11 protein-coding genes, 1 pseudogene and 1 other annotated feature are annotated in these 15884 nt (G+C 61.7%); of the genes and pseudogenes, 2 read left to right on the top strand and 10 right to left on the bottom strand.

The window, feature by feature from the left end:
- Positions 1-9: 9 nt before the first annotated feature.
- The 8 genes from BM345_RS28535 to BM345_RS28500 form a co-directional block, all read right to left on the bottom strand.
- Complete coding sequence (locus BM345_RS28535) at positions 10-1770, bottom strand: GMC family oxidoreductase (protein WP_093386954.1); 1761 nt, start codon at positions 1768-1770, stop codon at positions 10-12.
- A 12-nt stretch (positions 1771-1782) separates the two neighbouring features.
- The gene (locus BM345_RS28530; RefSeq protein WP_254790042.1) at positions 1783-2376 is read right to left on the bottom strand and encodes a gluconate 2-dehydrogenase subunit 3 family protein; all 594 of its coding nucleotides are present in this window, start codon (positions 2374-2376) and stop codon (positions 1783-1785) included.
- A 171-nt stretch (positions 2377-2547) separates the two neighbouring features.
- Complete coding sequence (locus BM345_RS28525) at positions 2548-3447, bottom strand: glutathione S-transferase family protein (protein ID WP_093386949.1); 900 nt, start codon at positions 3445-3447, stop codon at positions 2548-2550.
- 4 nt (positions 3448-3451) lie between these two features.
- Positions 3452-4078 (bottom strand): glutathione S-transferase N-terminal domain-containing protein, encoded by a 627-nt coding sequence (locus tag BM345_RS28520; RefSeq protein WP_093386946.1) that lies wholly within the window; start codon positions 4076-4078, stop codon positions 3452-3454.
- Between the two features lie 202 nt (positions 4079-4280).
- The gene (locus BM345_RS28515) at positions 4281-4685 is read right to left on the bottom strand and encodes a cupin domain-containing protein (RefSeq protein ID WP_093386944.1); all 405 of its coding nucleotides are present in this window, start codon (positions 4683-4685) and stop codon (positions 4281-4283) included.
- 723 nt (positions 4686-5408) lie between these two features.
- Positions 5409-6977, bottom strand: a complete 1569-nt coding sequence (locus BM345_RS28510; RefSeq protein ID WP_093386978.1) for an IS66 family transposase — start codon at positions 6975-6977, stop codon at positions 5409-5411.
- 59 nt (positions 6978-7036) lie between these two features.
- Entirely contained in the window at positions 7037-7369 is a 333-nt protein-coding gene (gene tnpB / locus BM345_RS28505; protein ID WP_175545197.1) for an IS66 family insertion sequence element accessory protein TnpB, read from the bottom strand.
- Entirely contained in the window at positions 7366-7713 is a 348-nt protein-coding gene (locus BM345_RS28500) for a transposase (RefSeq protein WP_175545196.1), read from the bottom strand. Before BM345_RS28500 ends, tnpB begins: the two co-directional genes overlap by 4 nt.
- 132 nt (positions 7714-7845) lie before the next feature.
- Here BM345_RS28500 and BM345_RS28495 point away from each other — a divergent pair, with 132 nt between their 5' ends.
- Both BM345_RS28495 and BM345_RS28490 read left to right on the top strand, forming a co-directional pair.
- Positions 7846-8331 (top strand): isochorismatase family protein, encoded by a 486-nt coding sequence (locus BM345_RS28495; RefSeq protein ID WP_368086509.1) that lies wholly within the window; start codon positions 7846-7848, stop codon positions 8329-8331.
- Between the two features lie 1142 nt (positions 8332-9473).
- A complete protein-coding gene (locus tag BM345_RS28490; protein WP_093386937.1) occupies positions 9474-10673 on the top strand; it encodes an IS256 family transposase in 1200 nt (399 codons plus the stop codon).
- Positions 10674-13096: 2423 nt separating this feature from the next.
- Here the strand turns inward: BM345_RS28490 and BM345_RS28485 are convergent.
- Positions 13097-14328 (bottom strand): IS3 family transposase gene (locus BM345_RS28485; protein ID WP_093386935.1). Its coding sequence is split into 2 segments (ribosomal slippage): positions 13097-14040 and positions 14040-14328, totalling 1233 coding nucleotides; the frame shifts between segments, so codons are not numbered across the junction.
- Positions 13934-14050: a sequence feature (AL1L pseudoknot), on the bottom strand. Its footprint overlaps the gene before it by 117 nt.
- Positions 14329-14407: 79 nt before the next feature.
- Positions 14408-15766 (bottom strand): annotated as a pseudogene (locus tag BM345_RS28480) (IS3 family transposase).
- Positions 15767-15884 lie beyond the last annotated feature (118 nt).

Raw genomic sequence — 15884 nt, 5'->3', positions numbered from 1 at the left:
CTATTCTCCTTACAGCATCTTCTGTTGCTTGGCGTAGCGCACTAGGTCGTCGCCGAGGCGCAGGGCGAGCGCCGCCAGCGGACCGGTCGGGTTGTAGCCGGCGTTGTGCGGATAGACTGAAGCGCCGACGACAAAGAGGTTCTGCGCGTCCCAGTGCTGCAGACGCGGGGACACCACGCTGGAGGCGGGATCTGCCCCCATGATCGTTCCACCCGTGGTGTGCGTGGTCTGGTACTGGCGGGAGTCGAAGTCCCCTCGACGAGGCTGCGGGGTGCCAACCGTTGTCGCGCCCATGGACCGCGCAATCTCGACGGCCTTGTTCGTGACGTACTCGCTCATGCGGTAGTCGTTGTCGTGGAAGTTGAAGGTCATCCTCACTAGAGGCATGCCGTAAGCATCCCGGTAGGTCGGATCCAGATCCAGGTAGTTCTCACGATGGGGATAGTTGCTGCCATGCACGGAGACGTTAAAGGCATGCGCGTACCAGTCGGCATTGGCCTGCTTCCACGCGGACCCCCAGCGAGGCGTTCCAGGCGGGAGCAGCCGTGAGGTGATGGGCCGGCCGTTGGTCACGTTCGAGTAGATGTACCCGCCGCCGAAGAAGCCGAGGCCTGCGTGGTCGAAGTTGTCTCCGTTGAACTCGTCCACCACCATCTGCGATGCACCCGAGGCCATGAAGGGGTTGATCCATCGATCCCGGAAGAACACCGGCACGGCCGACATCACTTGATAGCAGAAATTCTTGCCGACCATGCCCTTGCCTGTCTTCGGATCGTAGGGGCGGCCTATGCCGCTCACCAGCAGCAGCTTCGTGTTGGTCATCGTGAAGCCGGAGAGCACGACGACGTCGGCCGGTTGTTCGTATTCCTGAGCGGTCTCCAGGTCGATGAATCGCACGGCGGTGACACGCTTGGCGCGCTCGTCGTAGACCAACTCGGTCACTTGGGAGTGCAGGCGAACTTCGAAATCGCGATGTTTCTGCAGCATCGGATACAGCACCACCATCGGGCTGGCCTTGGCGTTGGCCTCGCAGATGAAGCGCTCGCAATGGCCGCAGTACTGGCATTGCCCGAGGCTCACGCCGTCAGGATTGGTGTAGGCACGCGGTGAGTTCGCCGCGGGCAGCGGGAAGGGCTTGTAGCCCAGGCTTTGGGCCGCAGCCTTGAAGATGCTGCCGGATTCGAGAATCTCGAGCGGCTGCTGGGGAAAGTCTCCTTTTCTCGGCGCTTCGAAGGGGTTACCGCCTTCGACGAGCTTTCCGCCGATGTTGCCCGCCTGCCCTGCGATGCCGAAGAGCCGCTCGAATAGGTCGTGGTAGGGCTCCATCTCTGCGTAGTTGATCCCCCAGTCCTGTACCGTCAACTCGGCTGGGATTGCCGCCTTGCCGTAGCGGGACTCCAGACGCGTTCGCAGTACGGGGTCGTACTCTGCCCAGCGCCAGGTCTGCCCGTTCCAGTGGTTGGCTGCCCCACCCAGTCCTTCTCCTGGAAGGAAGGCCTCCATGCGGCGTATGGGGAAGGCTTCTTCTTTGACACGGTGACGCAAGGTGTACGTCTCGTTGGCCCAGTTCTGGATAAGACTGTTGCGCACACCCCAGCGGAGTTCGTCGCGCTGGTTGGGAAGCGTGGCTGCGGCGCTCCCGGCCAGATCGCTGCCGCGCTCGAGTACGAGTACATCGATGCCAGAGCCCATCATTTGTCGGACCGCGAGGCCGGCCGTGAGACCGCCGCCGACGAAAACGACGGAACGCTTGCGAAGTCGTTGAACCATGTTGTCACCCCTTCAGCTGAGATCCTCGATGGACCGGGGGTTGGAAGCGGCAGGAACAGCGCGGCCGCGGTACTGGACCACGTTTCGGCCGTGCAGAGCCGGCAGACCGGGGAAGCCCACCGCCCGCCAGAACGCCTTGTCGCGGTTGCCGCCATAGATCGGATCGGCAAAGCAGGCCTGGACGAACAGGGGATAGAACGCGTCGTTGAACCACGCTCCTAGCGAGAAGCGCGAGTCATCTACCCGGCCGGCCGCGACATCCTGGAGCAGCGCGTCGAGTTGCCCAGGCTCGAGTTGTTCGACGGCCTTGCCGGTGCGTTGCTGCGACTCGTGGCGCAACTTGGCGACGCCGGACTTGAAGTGCTGCTCGGGCGTGAGTGGCGACTGGTAGCCTTGCTGCGGTTTCCCGGGATGCCATGGCCCTTGCCGATAAAGCTGGTCGCCCCGGCCCCAGGCGCCGGCAAGCTGGCGGTCGATGAAGATGTGCAGTCCGCAATCGACACCACTGGGCGTCAACGCATCGGCCGGGCACATCACGTTGACCAATGCCTCGATACACGCAGCTTCCTGAGGTCCAAGGGACAGGTAGCCGGCCTGGGCGGTCAAGGGTTGTGGCTCGCTCGCCAGTGCGGGCCCACCTTGGGCGTGCGCAAGTGCGGTTGCAGCGCTTCCGAAGAACGCTGGCACCGCCAGGGCGACACTAGACGCGCCACCAATGCGGCGTAAAAAGATTCGCCGTGCGGGGCGGGGGAGTTGGTCAATGGACATGGCGTTCCTTCAGTAGTCGAGCCGGATCGCACCGTCGCTCACGTACCGGGTGAAGTTCTGGAAGGGAATTGCTGCCTGGCCGCGGTAGTTCTCGTCGCTCCAGCTGAAGACGGTGTCCATCCGGGACACCTCTATCTCGACCAGGCCGCGGCGCACCTCGCGCGGCGCGCCGTCGCCCTCGCTGTACTCGACCGTGCCGATCACCTCACCCTCGAGCGTTGTGGGGCGGTCCTCGCGGACCCGGGCGTCAAGGCGCCGCAATTGGTCCGGAACGCCGGGTGGTGCTGTGGACCGGGGCGCCAGGCTTTCCTCAATCATCAGCGCCGCGTGAACGCCAGGATCGGCATGCATGCGACTGATGAACCGTCGAAGGTTGTCGAAGCCGTGCAGGCCGACCTTCGTGCCGACCGCCCAGCGGAGCATGACGAAGAGATAGGGATCCGCGATCGAGCGCTGGCCCGTGAGCCAATCGCGCCCTTGAAGCTGGGCATCCAATCGCTTCAGATACTCACGTACCTGGCCGCGCGCGGCAGCACCCAGTTCGGACGCCAGATCCTCACTGGGAAGAAATCGCTCCGGATAGAAGATCGGCCGGAATGCCTTGTGCACGTCGGAGTTCAAGAAGCCGAGCCATCGCATGACTTCCGCTCGCGTGCGCAGCGAGCCATCACCCGACAGTTGCGCTAATGGGTGCAGATCCGAGAGGTAGCCGAGGATCGCTACGTTCTCGGTCAGCGTGAAGTCGTCATGGACAAGTGCCGGAACGACGCCAGAGGGATTGAGACTCAAAAACTTCGGAGACCTGATGCTTTGGCGGTCCGCCCTTATGGCCTCATACGCCTGTCCGGTCCATTCGAGCACGATGTGGGGCGCAAGAGAGCTGGCACCGGCCATGTAGTACAGCTTCATGGAGTCACCTCGTCTTCTCGCCCAATGAGCTCTCAAGCGCGAGAGCGGTGCGCACGCCGGAATCGGAATTCATGTGCTCGCTGAAGCGGGCGATGTTGTCGAGCCCCCGCATGTCGATCTTCGTTGCTGCAGCCCATCTGGACAGGACGAAAAGGTACGGGTCTGCAATCGAGCGTTCGCCAGTCAGCCAGTTGCGGCCTTCAAGCCCCTCGTCCAACCGCTTCAGGTATCCGCTTACGTGTCTGCGAGCTGTGTCGGCCAGTGCCGAGGATTGAGACGAGTCGGGCAAAAACCGTTGTGGTTTGAAGATGGGGATGAATGCCTTGTGCACGTCAGAGTTCAGGAAGCCCAGCCAACGCATGACTTCAGCGCGGGCGCGAGGCGAGCCATCCCCCAACAGGCGCGCCTCCGGATGCAGGTCAGCTAGGTATCCGAGGATCGCGACGTTTTCGGTCAGCGACAGGTCGTCGTGGACCAGAAGCGGAACGGTGCCTCCTGCGTTCAGGGCGAGATAGTCGGGCGATCTCAGGGAGCCGAGGTCCATGCGCACCGGCTCATGGTCCTCGCCAATCCATTGGAGAACGATCAGGTCGGCTAGGGAGCACGCGCCTGGCAGGTAGTACAGCTTCATAGGACCTGCTTGCTTGATAGGTCCAGGTCTTCGCTGGCCCGGGTAGTTGGGAGTGCTTGCGACGGGTCGATCCTGTAAATGTTCACTTCTTACGGGAAGGTGCTTGAGCAGGCGCACGGTGTTGTTCTGGGCGCAACGTTTCCCGTCACCTACGTGGCTCGGATCTCAGGACCTCACCGCAGGATCGAGGCCGCGGGGAAGCCTACTTGGCTTCTCCGATCGGCTTCACCACCGCGGCCCCCTGTTTCTTGATCAGAATTACCACGAACCGTGCAGGCTCGCTGTTGCTCGCGTTGCGTCCGATGAGGTGGACGTCGTCCGGGCCCTCATAGAAGGTTTCGCCGGCCTTTACCGTCGTCATGGACTTGCCTTGGAGCTGCATCTGGATCGTGCCTTCCAACACGTACACGAAGGCGTGCGCATCGTGCCTGTGGGCACGGTCCTTTTCGCCAGGCGGGTAGGAGACTTCCAGCATTACCGCCTCGCTGCCTGGCAATTCAGGGAGCGGCTTGCTCATCAGTTGCTTTACATCCGCAGCGTGCGCGCCGAAGGTGACGAATGCTCCGCAGGCAATGCCAGCGAAGAGCTTAATGGGGGTGGTTTTCATGGGATCCTCCGGACTTGTTGCCTGCGATTCGGTTCCAAAAATTTTAGAAATCGCAAGTCGATCGGACCAGATACTTCGGGTGCACTACGAAGTTGATCCCCGGGAACCAATCGCACCGGCCCGGGTCCGGGCATCCAACTGGCCGGTTGGCCGGACTTCGTGTGCGTGCGGTGCAGTCGCTGGGGCCGGGGCGTCCCCTTTTTTGGACGCTACCGGTACATAGCGCCATTACGGCGTCTCGGTCTTGAGAGTCCGGTCCGTCACACAGGGCCCTGGTGCCGGGGCAAGTGCTGGGCCCATATGTCAGCCACAAACGAGCTTTCCCATCGCCCCGACTCGCGATGTCCCGACTCCACTGTGCCCGTTCGCCTCAAAAGTACAGAGCCGATTGTTGCGGAACGCGCAACACGGCAGTTCACCGGACGCGTCTAGCGCGTGCGACCGCCGGCTTCTAGCATTTGTCCCCCGCTCTCTTCACGAGCTGCCGACAAGGACCTCCGATGCAAATCCTCCACGGATCCTCCCTCAGTGCCCTTCCCATCGGTAGCAGGGGCTTAATTGACCCATTGGATTCCATCTTCGTTTTCTTGGACCATCAATGCGGCCTCCTCCCGACAGTCCAAGACGTTGACGTAGGCGTCCTTCGCCGAAACGTTGCAACGCTTGCAAAGCTGGCGACTCTACGTAAGCGCGCGGTGATCCCGTCTTGACCGCGGCCGCTGTTCAGGAGGGCAAGCGTGCCTGCCAGCGATGCGGCAACAGTTCAGCGACGCGGCTGGCTTGTTGAGTGGGCAGCCGCTCAAGGATGTCGCTGAGGTACGCGTGCGGCTCGAGCCCGTTGAGCTTTGCAGATTGGATCAAGCTCATGACGGCCGCGGCACGCTGACCCGCTCGCAAAGAACCTGCGAAGAGCCAGTTGTTGCGTCCGATCGCAATCGGGCGGATCTGGTTTTCCACCCAGTTGTTGTCCACCGGCAGATCACCATCGTCGATGTAGCGCGTGAGCGCGTGCCAGCGCTTCAGGCTGTAGTCGATCGCCTTGGCGGTGGCTGAGCCATCTGGCACCCTCAGGCGTTGTCCCGCGAGCCACTGCTGCAGCGCATCCGCCACCTTGCGTGATCTCTCCTGTCGTATTCGCTTTCGCTCTTCGGGCACCAACTCGGCGACCTCGCGTTCGACGGCATACAGCTCGGCGAAGAACTTCAGCGCCTGCTCTCCAACCTGGCTGGCTTGATTGGCCCAGAGTTCGTGGAACTTGCGCCTCGCATGCGCCAGGCAGCCGGCCTCTGTGATGCCCAGCTCGAAGCAAGCCTTGTAGCCGCTGAAGTCATCGCACACCAGCGAGCCCTGCCAGCCATGTTCTCCCGGCAGTCCCAGGAAGGCGCGAGCATGCTGGCCACCCCGGCTGTCGGCGAAGTCGAACACCACAGCGCGCAGCGCGCTGTAGCTGGTCGTGCAGTAGCTCCAGAGGTAGGCCCTGTGCGTCTTGCCGTTGCCAGGCTTGAGCATCGCCACGGGCGTCTCGTCGGCGTGCAGCACGCGGTTTTGGAGCATCTCGTACTTGAGCGCATCGACCAGCGGCTGCAACTGCACACCGCACTGTCCGACCCAACTCGCCAGCGTCGAACGCGGGATGGCCAGGCCGGCACGACCGAAGATGGCTTCCTGCCTGTAGAGCGGCAAATGATCCACGTACTTGCCGACCAGGACCTGTGAGAGCAGAGCGGCTGTCGGGATGCCCTTGTCGATGATGTGCGGGGCCACAGGTGCCTGCACCAGGGTCTCGCACCTGGTGCAGACCCACTTGCCACGCACATGGCGCTCGACCGTGAACAGCCCAGGGCGATAGTCCAGCTTCTCGGCCACGTCTTCGCCTATGCGCTGCAGGGCACAGCCGCACGAGCAGGTCGTGCTTGCAGGCTCATGAAGGATCTCGCGGCGCGGAAGATGCGCGGGCAGCGCCTGACGCTTGGGCTGTTGCTTGTCACGGCCTGCGGCTGGCGTGGGTGCAAGTTGCTCGAGCTCACGCTGCATTGCCGCGAGGTCGGCCTCGATCGTCTCTTCTAGCAGGCTCTTCTGCTCGGCGTTGAAGGCTTCGGACTTGGCCGCAAACTTCAGCCGCTTGAGCACAGCCATCTCGTGCGTGAGCTTGTCGATGGCCGCCTGCTTGAACGCGATCTCGTGGTCGCGTCGCTCAATCTCCAGCTTGTCTGCGGCGGCTCCTCTGCGCAGCGAGAAGACCATCTCGCGCAGTTGCTGCGCGTCCAGATGGTCGAGGTCTGCCGTGTCGATCACGGAACGTGATCGTGCCTCAGCATGTTCATGCTCGCATCAGCACATTCGGCAATTGCCTACAGCACGCAGATGACTCCAGCTTCGCCGATGCGCTGCCACGGCAGGCCCAACACGAGCGCATCGAACTGCGGGTGCGTCAGGCTGAGCGTGCTGTCACTGTCCTTGGGCCAGACGAACTTACCTTGGTGCAGGCGGCGTGCCGCCAGCCATACGCCGATGCCGTCGTGCACGAGGACCTTCATACGGTTGGCACGTCGGTTGGCGAACAGGTACGCGTGGTGTGGACGAGCAGCGCCGAACACTCGAACCACTCGCGCCAATGCCGCCTCTGTGCCAGCACGCATGTCCAGCGGCTCGATGGCCAGCCACAGCGCGTCGACGCGAATCACTTGAGGATCTCGCGCAGCCAGGCGCCGCATTCGGTGGCGAGTGCCATCGGCCACGTCACCACGACAGTTGTCGAGCCTCGCTTGAACTCCATTCGGATGTCGGCGACAGGAGCAGTCGGCCCAGGTAGCTGTACCGGTACGAACGTGGGGGATGCGGGCTGTGCGTTGGCCAGAGCCTTTGGAGCGCCATCACCTACCGCCTTGACCAATGACACCTCGGCATCTCGCACCCATCGGCGCAACAGATTCGCATTGATTCCCAACGACAGCGCCACCGACGCCATCGACACGCCAGGCATTGCAGCCGAAGCGACCGCATGGGCCTTGAACTCGTCACTGTGCAACCGGCGCCGCCGCCGGTCCCCTGAGGGCTGAGAAGCAATAGTGTGCACGTGTCCACCAAGAGTTAGTGGATACGAGCATCCTTTGCTCCTATCGCGCTTTCAAGATGAGATCACTGGACGCTTACGACTCTACTGAAGATTCCCGCGATAACCACTGCTTCCGAACCACAGGGACCCAATGGTCCGCCGATGTCGGAAATCATTGATGGAGCTCCTCATGCGGTGGCAGTGCTGCGCAAAGGAGAAGTCAATGCGTGGGACAACGAGGACTTTCGAAATGCGGTCAAGGCTACCGGGCGCGCGACACTGATCATGAGCGGTGTGTGGACGAGCGTGTGCGTGATGCTCCCTGCGTTGGACACTAAGGCGGCCGGATTCAAGGTCTATGCCGTGATCGACGCCTCGGGCGACGTCAGTGAAATGTCCTCAAGGACGACGCTGGCCCGCTTCACTCAGGCAGGTGTCATTCCGACTAGCACCAACGCGATCCTGTCCGAACTCCATCGAACCTGGACTCGACCGGAAGCGTCGGAGATTGGCAAGCTGTATGGATTGACTTCCCCCAGCTACGCCGCCGTGTTGGAGAGGTATGAGCGTTCCCAAGACGTTGCCAGATAGATGTCACAAGGCGGCCGGACGGCATCTGGCCGAGAGAAGCAATCTTGCCGATCAAGGGTTCGCCACGTGGGGTGGGGGGCATTCGCGGATTCGCGGATTCGCGGAACCTAGACTAGCGCCCGTTCCGCAGAACCCGAGCTAGCCCTTCTGCAGGATCGCGTGCGGACAGTGGCTTCTCAGTGAATATGCGCTGCAATCAGAACGCGAATAGCGATCCCAAGAGGGGAAGACCAGACGCCGACCTTTGAAAAACTGGCGGCCGCTGCGGTGGTTCTGCACGTCTGGTCCGCAGTGAGAATGGACAGGAGGGCAAGCGTCCGCAAGGTCCGTAGAGTAGCGAGCAGCGATCGGTTCCCGTCTAAATGCCGGTACTACCGCAACGGCGCGGTGCCGCAGAAAGAGGCTGTTCTGAAAAAGCGGGCTCTGCAGCGTGACCCGACCTTGAGCCCATTACCGCTTCGGCGCAGTTACCTGCCGTTTCGAGCTTGATTCCCGGAAGTCAGCTCAGGGCGCACTGCTGCCGCAACAGCGACGGCGCAGACGGCCAGAAGCAGCTGTAGCGACGGTAGCCTACAAAGCGGGCGCAGGAATCTAGTCGCCATTTCGACGGCGGGAGGACGTAGCCGGCTTGCTCGCGCAGTCAAAACGTTCGCTGCATCACGGCGGTTGCCGCGTGGCTTTCAGCCACTCTCGCTCTTCCTGCATCTCGTTCGCCGAGAGTTCAAAAGCAAGTCCCTGGGGCTTCTTGAAGGTCAATGCTGCTCACTCCGAGGCACCTTGACTACGCGTACGTTGGGCGAATTGACAACGGCATCGACATACCTTTGGATATCTGCCAAGTCCTGCTGCGCCTCGCGCAGCCTCCGGCGAGCCGAATCGATACTTACCCGCATTTGTTCCGCTGCCGTGTGGTGTGCTTCACGCGTTGCCAAGCAAGTCGTGAAAAGCGCCCTGGTCTCTGCACTGAGGTTGATGTCCCGGCAAGTGGTGTAAGTCTTCGATCACTCGCTGCACGGCAAGGCGCGTAGGGCGTAGCCCGAAGCGGCTTGCCGTGCAGCGGCCGCTCTCTTCGGGGTGGTCATCGTGAAGTCCGGATAAGTTTGGGGTGCGACCCACCAAACCTGTCCATAAAGGAAATCACAATGACCACCGCCACTATGGCATTAGCCGAGCTCGCCGAGAAGGGAGCGGACGTCGACGTCTTGCGCCAGATGGTTCAGTTCATGGCCCAGCGCCTGATGGAGCTCGATGTCGAAGGCCGCTGCGGCGCCGCCTACGACGAGAAGAATCCCGCCGAACGGCTCAACAGCCGCAACGGCTACCGAGAGCGCACTTGGGACACCCGCGCCGGCAGCGTCGAACTGAAGATCCCCAAGCTGCGCCAGGGCAGCTACTTCCCCGAGTTCCTGGAGCCTCGGCGCACCGCCGAGAAGGCGCTCACTGCCGTCATCCAGGAAGCCTACGTTCAAGGCATCTCCACGCGCTCCGTGGACGACCTGGTGAAGTCGCTCGGCATGAGCGGCGTCTCCAAGAGCCAGGTCAGCCGGCTGTGCGGCGAGCTCGACGAACGCGTCAACGCCTTCCTGGGTCGGCAGATCGAGGGCGACTGGCCTTACCTCTGGGTTGACGCCACCTACGTGAAGACGCGCGAAGCCGGGCGCATCGTGAGCGTTGCGGTGATAGTGGCGGTCGGTGTGAACACCGACGGCCAGCGTGAAGTGCTGGGTTTGAAGGTCGGGGCCTCGGAAGCCGAGCCCTTCTGGACCGAGTTCCTGCGCAGCCTGAACCGTCGAGGCCTGCGCGGTGTGAAGCTCGTGATCAGCGACAGCCACGAAGGCATCAAGGCGGCCGCTGCGAAGGTCCTGAAGGCCACCTGGCAACGTTGCCGGGTGCACTTCATGCGCAATGCCCTGGCGCATGCCGGCAAGACGCAGCGGCGCATGGTCTCGGCCGCCATCGGCACGGTGTTCGTACAGGACTCGGCCGATGCAGCGCGGGCGCAATGGCGGTCGGTAGCCGACCAGCTCCGAGACAAGTTCCCCAAGCTCGGCTCGCTGATGGACGACGCGGAGAACGACGTGCTGGCCTTCATGACCTTCCCGCGGGCGCACTGGACGCAAATCTACAGCACGAACCCTCTGGAGCGGCTGAACGCCGAGATCAAGCGGCGCACGAACGTGGTGGGCATCTTCCCCAATGACGCCTCGATCACGAGGCTCGTCGGCGCCATGATGATGGAGCAGAACGACGAGTGGTCGCTCAACCGACGCTACATGCAACTGGAGGGCCTGCAGACCCTGAGCGATACTGCGCCCACTCGGCTGTCCGCAGTGGCTCGCTGAGTACCGTGCATCTCAGCCTTCTCCGGGCTGTGGACCTACACCACGGAATGGGACGCGACCGCACTGAGCCTTGAGTTCCAAGAGGGTGGTCGGCTGCTGTCCATAGCGACGCTCCAAATTGAGTGCGTCTGCGTTAGGGCTCCGCCGAGCCTTCGAAGCTCGAGCCACCGGCCTGAGGCACAAAGAGAGGCCGAGTCGGATGGAAGCAGGGGTTCTCTATTGGGCCATATTCAGAACACCACACCGTGGGACAAATACGCTGCGAAAGGTAGGTAGGACCCGAGCGCTAAGTCGTTGACTGATGGCGCAACCAAAGTTCGGGACTGGGTTGCCAGAGCCGCTCCTTAGCGGAAAGACGCTGAATTCGCGCGACCCGGCTCTCGCACCGCAAATCCTTGTGGTCTCGAAGTCCCTTGCGAAGTTCGAGCGACGCGGAGCGTCCTAGCTGAATGATCGTCCGGTACTCTCCAGCGGTGGGCCACTGAAAGTCACCGCCCTGTGCTTGGTCAAGGCGCGCAAGCAGTCTGCGCTGAGCAGCAATGTATTCTGTGTGGAATTCAAACGCAGAGGTAATATGTGTGCCCATCCCTTACGTTAACGACGTAGCGACCAACACGCTGTAGGACGTAATCGCCGTCGGTGGGCGCGCGGCGATCAACGAGCCGACCTGTTTGCAATAGCACTCAAATGGAGCATGCCTTTGGCTCAATCAGAAGGGCCAACGTGCAAGGAGAGCCGACCGGCACGACGCTCCCGGAATGTGGCAGTCATCGCGCGCTGCCGCAGAAAGAGGCTGTTCTGAAAAAAGGCGGGCTCTGCAGCGAGTGCGGACAACGTTGCAGCTAACGGCATCGACCGCTATCCAACGGACAGCAGCCCCTCCTCTGGGCTCACATGGCCACCGGGGCGGACGGCCACTGATCGTGCCCGCCTACCTTCAATAGCGCCGAAATAAGGTTAGGTGTTTGCCGGTGGCACACGCATGATGGGCGAAGAGGCATCGTGCCTCTGCATCGGAGAAGTCCATGAGCTCACCAAACCTCGGCCCGTCGCTAGGTTCCCCCGTCAGCGCGCGAGCATCGATCGCAATTTGAGCGAGTGCCTGCGGAGCAACAGGATCGTTGTCCGTCGCCGGCGACCAGCGAGTCAGAGCAGCCGAATGATGCCGAACTGTGCGGAATGGATGTTCAGCTTCTCAGTACTCGCTACAGCTTGGTTTGCCACAAAACCAGGACCAGAGTGATGGTGGGAGGCGACGGAGAATCTGCATTTGAGATGCTCTCGGCGCTCACCACGGATGACGCTCGGGAGGCGCTTTGCAGTTTTCTGATGCGCAATCGGGAGCGCCCTCTCTTTCGAGTCACTGAGAACTGGCCACTGCTTCGGACTACCCCCTATACCGTTCCTTCTCAGGAGATGATTTTGAAGGAGGTGATCAAATCGCGGAGCCAGATGCGTCGGCGCACAACTCGCCGGCATCTGGTCCGAAGCTTTAATACTTCCGAGTGAGTTCAGATCTCAGAGCTCCGCGCGGCTAGTTCGGCAGCTTGCCTTTCAAACGCCCATCGCATTTGATGAGACCAGGCGGTGTTGAGTTTGGCGCGTCGACGCCGTCCGAGCGCACGCGTGATCTGACTTGCAAGCCGGATCGCCAGAACTAAGCCGGACCCGGCTGCAATCATCGCGAGGATGGCTACGATCGACATAGGGTGCTCTACTCAATCGCATCCCTATGCAGGGGGAGCCTCCTGAGACCAGGCGGAAAACTCATAGTAGTCGCTGTACTTCGAAGGCTCCGTCAAGGATTCGGCGTGCAGGTAGAGGGGCCGCCGGCGGTTGTGCATTAAAAAGGCGCAAAACGCCTGCATAGCATCGTCCGATGAGATCGCGGGAATCATCTCTTCCCGATGGACTCCTTCGCCACCTACTACGATGCGAGTTCGAGTGTCATGGCAAAGCAGGCTATACCTGGGCGGGCAGGATCTCATCAGAAAGATTTCCTCCACTCCGAAGAAGTGGCGTGCATTCGACGCCGGGTCTGCGCCGGCCACATCCGGGCTGGACCGGCTGACCACGGCTATGTTCCTAGGGACTACGAACAACTCTTTCGACATGGGAACCCTCTGATTCGAAGCGAAGATCGCCGCGATAAGACATCCTGCTCCCTATTCCCGCAATCACCTAGTACTTCTTTTTGTTTGAGATGCGGGGCGCTTGCCCAGAGCGAATTGGCTCTGGTGAAGGGTCTGCAGAGGCTTTTCTGCCGGTAGCTGAAAGGCCAAGCCCGTCAACGCTAGAGCCACAGGGCACGCAAGTCACAAGCTGTTGGTTCATTCGCAGGGCACTGGGCGAAGAAGTCTTCCAGTTCGGTAGGCTTGTCAAACTGAATCGGCCCGGGATTCGCGGAGGCTGTTGGATTTAAGTCAGGCCACCGCCTCGGTGTTCTGACTGGCGAGTTGCCGGTAGTAGTTTGCCTCGGCTTCTGCTGGCGGGATATACCCGATGGGTTCGAGCAGGCGATGGTGGTTGAACCACGACACCCATTCGAGCGTTGCGAGCTCCACGGCCTCCTTGGTTTTCCAGGGCGCTCGACGATGAATATGCTCGGCCTTGTAGAGCCCGTTAATGGTCTCGGCCAAGGCGTTGTCATAGCTGTCGCCCTTGCTGCCCACTGACGGCTCGATGCCCGCTTCTGCCAGCCGCTCGGTGTAGCGAATGCTGACGTACTGCGAGCCCCTTTCGGAGTGGCAGACCAGGCTTCCATCGCGTTCGGGCTGCCGGGCGTAGAGAGCTTGCTCCAGCGCATCGAGCACGAAGTCGGTTCGCATCGAACTGCTCACTCGCCAGCCCACGATGCGCCTGGCAAACACATCGATGACGAAGGCCACGTACAGCCAGCCCTGCCAGGTCGAGACGTACGTGAAATCGCTGACCCATAACTGGTTGGGCCGCTCGGCGCGGAACTGCCGATTGACCCGGTCCAGCGGGCACGGCGCCTTGGCATCGCCGACGGTGGTGCGCACGACCTTGCCGCGCATCACACCACGCAGGCCCAGCCTGCGCATCAACCGCTCGACCGTGCAGCGCGCCACGACAACGCCTTCGCGCGCCAGTTGGCGCCACACCTTGTCTACGCCGTAGACCTGCATGTTGACCTGCCAGACTCGTTCAATCTGCGGCATGAGCATCTCGTGGCGAAGAGCACGGGCGCAGCGCTTGTGGGGCTCGCGCAGCAGCGCCGCATGCCTTCGATATGCCGATGGGGCGACCTGCAAGACCTTGCAGAGCGGCTCGACCCCGAAGGCATCGCGATGCTTGTCGATGAAGTCCTTCAGGACTTGAGCCGGCGGTCGAGCTCCGCCTGGGCGAAAAACGCGCTGGCCAGCTTCAATATCTCATTGGCCCGGCGCAACTCCTTGACCTCGCGCTCCAGTTCCTTCATCCGCTGGGCCTCGCTGCTCGTGATGCCTTCACGCACGCCAGTGTCGACCTCGGCACGCTTGACCCATTCGTTCAAGGTCTGCGGCACACACCCAATCTTGGGCGCGATGGGCTCGATGGCCGCCCACAGCGACGGGTACTCCCCACGGTGCTCCTGCACCATCCTCACTGCGCGCTCACGCACCTCGGGTGAGAACTTGTTCGACTTGCTCATGGCTCAATCCTCTCAGAGTGTTGAGCCTCCTCAAAAATGAACTGACCCCCAGAAGTTGGACAGTGACGATCCCCGCCGATCAGGCGGTGCTTCTCAGCCGGTATTCCACCGGGCTGAGCCCCTGCAATCCGAGCTTGATGCGCTCGTGGTTGTAGTAGTGAACGTAATCATGCACGCCCGCTTCGAGCTCCTCAAGGCTGCCGAACGCTGCAAGATGGAAATACTCGGTCTTGAGGGTGCCGAAGAAGCTCTCGATCACAGCGTTGTCAAAGCAGTTGCCCTTGCGGCTCATGCTTTGCCTGATGCCGTGGCGCGCAAGCATTGCTCGATAGGGCTGCATCTTGTAGTGCCAGCCTTGGTCCGAATGCACAGTCAGGTCGGCCGTGCACCCGGTCCTCGACAGCGCTGCCCGAAGCGTGCCGGAAACCAGTTCGAAGACGGGGCGCCTGGCCATGCGGTGCGCGATGATCTCACCGTTGTAGAGATCCATGCAGGCCGACAGATAGAGCTTCTGACCGTTCACGGTGAACTCGGTGACATCAGTGACCCACTTCTGGTTGGGAGCCTTCGCGTAGAAGTCGCGCTGCAAAACATTGGGCACGTGGGCATCGCTCATGCCTTGGACCTGCCGAGAGCGTTTCTTCGCCCTGATCAATGCGCGCAGCCCCCATCTTCTGCATCAGACGCTGCACGCACTTATGGTTCACCGGATCTGCCATTGACCTGCACAGCGCTGCCGTGATCCGTCTGTAGCCGTAGCGGCCCTTGTGCTTGTCATAGACGGCACGGATCTTGGCCTCCATGTCGCACTGCCGTTCGTCGCGCTGGAGCACTTGGCACTGGTAGTAGAAGGTGCTGCGAGCAAGGCCTGCTACCTGCAGCAGGTCCGCCAGCTTATGGTCTCGCCTCAACCCGGCGATCAGGCGCGCTTTGTCAGCGCAGCTGATCTCTTCGACCGGATCAAGGCTTGCAATTTTTTTAGGTACGCCACCTCCGCGCGCAGTCGCTCGTTCTCTTCACGCAGAGCCTGCGCCGAATCATTGATGACCTTGCTTGGCGGCGCTGGGCAGCGTCGCTCTGGCTTCTCTGGCCTCATCGTTTGTTTCCTACTCCCGAGAGCCTCCACGCCGCCTGCATCGAGGTTGCGTCGCCAGACCACCACCTGGTTGGGATTGCGGATGTCATAGACCGCCGCCACTTGGCGGCTCGAAAGCTGTTCACGGTCCTGATGAGACAGCACCTGCAGCTTGTACTGCGCACTGTACGCGCTGCGCTTGGGCCTCAACCCGTCGATGCCATGCAGGCGGTAGTGGTTCACCCAGGTGCGGATCTTCTCCTCAGGCACCGACCGCTGCCGCGCCAGAAGCTTCGCTCCGCCTTCGCCGGCCAAAAAGCTCTTGACGACATCGAGCTTGAACTCCGTTGTGTACTTCTTCATGGAACCCCTTGAAGTTCGTCCAACGTAAGCGGCTGGCCGTCCCATGGTTGACGGGCGGACGAGGATCGCTGCGGTAGCGGCGCGTGCTCAGCGCGCGGGGTGCCAGTTGTGCGGAAGC

This window comes from Variovorax sp. OV329, assembly GCF_900114785.1.
Lineage (GTDB): Bacteria > Pseudomonadota > Gammaproteobacteria > Burkholderiales > Burkholderiaceae_C > Variovorax.
The sequence above is the reverse complement of the archived record's forward strand: the minus strand, read 5'-3'. Positions and strand labels throughout refer to the sequence as shown.